This window comes from Micromonospora sp. URMC 106 (genome assembly GCF_051386395.1).
Classification (GTDB): Bacteria; Actinomycetota; Actinomycetes; order Mycobacteriales; family Micromonosporaceae; genus Micromonospora.
Window position 1 is genome coordinate 1 of record NZ_JBPQTP010000229.1, and the last position, 1,306, is coordinate 1,306.

Consider the following 1,306-nt stretch of genomic DNA (forward strand, 5'->3'; position numbering starts at 1 on the left):
GTCGCCGCCCTCACTCCCCGGGTCATGCGGGCGGCGTTCGCCCGGTTCGCCGCCCCGCGGGCGGTCGCCTCCGTGCACCGGGCGTGGTCCACCTGGAACGGTTTCTTCTCCTTCCTGGTCGCCGACGGGGTGGTCGCGGGCAACCCCATGCCGGCGGTCGGGCGACCCCGGGCGCCGCTCCCCCAGCCCAAGCCGCTGCGCGGGGCGGACACCCCGGAGCGGCTGCTGGCCTCGGTGGCCCGGCAGGAGGGCCGGCAGCGCGACCCGTGGCCCGAGCGCGACCTGGCGGTGCTGGCGTTGGCGCTGTGCGCGGGTCTGCGGCTGTCGGAGCTGCTGGCGTTGCGGGTGGGTTCGGTGGCGGGCCGTCCGGGCGAGCGGCGGGTCGACGTCGCCGGCAAGGGCGGACGGCCGCGGGTGGTGCCCATCGAGGCGGAGCTGGACCGGGTGCTGACGGGCTACCTGGACAGTCGGGCACGCCGGTTCGGGTCGCGGACGGTGCGGCCGGACGCGCCGTTGCTGGTGGACCGTCGGGGTGAGCCGCTGCGCCGGGGCGGGTTGCAGTATCTGGTGGAGTCCTGTTACCGGCGGGCCGGCATCACCGACCGGGTGCCGCGGGGGGCGCGGTTGCACGCGTTGCGGCACACGTTCGCGACGCGGTTGGCGGAGGACGGGGCGAGCGCGGCGGAGATCATGCGGTTGCTGGGGCACGCGTCGCTGGCGTCGTCGCAGACGTACATCGAGGTGACGGCCGGGCAGCAGCGGGAGGCGGTGCGGTCCAACCGTACCAACCGGGCGTTGGCGGCGTTGGCGCCGGCCGGGCCGGGGTCGCGGTCGTGAGGGCGGGTGCGGCGCGCGCGGTGGCGGCGGCGTGGGTGCGGCAGTACGCGGCGCGGGAGCCGGGTGTGCAGGGTGCGTTCCTGTCGGGGTCGGTGCTGGGGATGGCGGGGGACGCTGTGCTGCCGCCGTGGTCGGACGTGGACGTGCTGGTGGTGCGGGCGGAGGCGGCGGAGAAGCTGGGCAAGTTCCGCTGGGGTGGGGTGCTGCTGGAGGTCACGTTCGTGACGTGGGCGGACCTGGGTGCGGCGGAGGACGTGCTGGGTTCGTGGGTGTTCGCGGGGTGCTTCCGTGGCGACGGGGTGCTGGCGGATCCGACGGGTCGGCTGGCGGGGTTGCGGGCGCGGGTGTCGGCGGAGTTCGCCGATCCGGTGTGGGTGCGCCGTCGGTGTGCCGGGGTGCGGGCGCGCACCGAGTTGAGCTACACGCTCGAGGTGCCGATGTCCGATCAGGTCGCGCGGTTCGTGCGGAT

At 75.9% G+C, this 1,306-nt stretch carries 1 protein-coding gene and 1 pseudogene; both read left to right on the forward strand.

The window, feature by feature from the left end; translation table 11 throughout:
* The coding region (locus tag ACSNOB_RS31870; RefSeq protein WP_436691140.1) for a tyrosine-type recombinase/integrase at positions 1-837 on the forward strand (837 nt) is incomplete at its 5' end.
* Positions 834-1,306: pseudogene (locus ACSNOB_RS31875) on the forward strand (hypothetical protein); the annotation flags it as partial. The gene ACSNOB_RS31870 and the pseudogene ACSNOB_RS31875, both read left to right, overlap by 4 nt.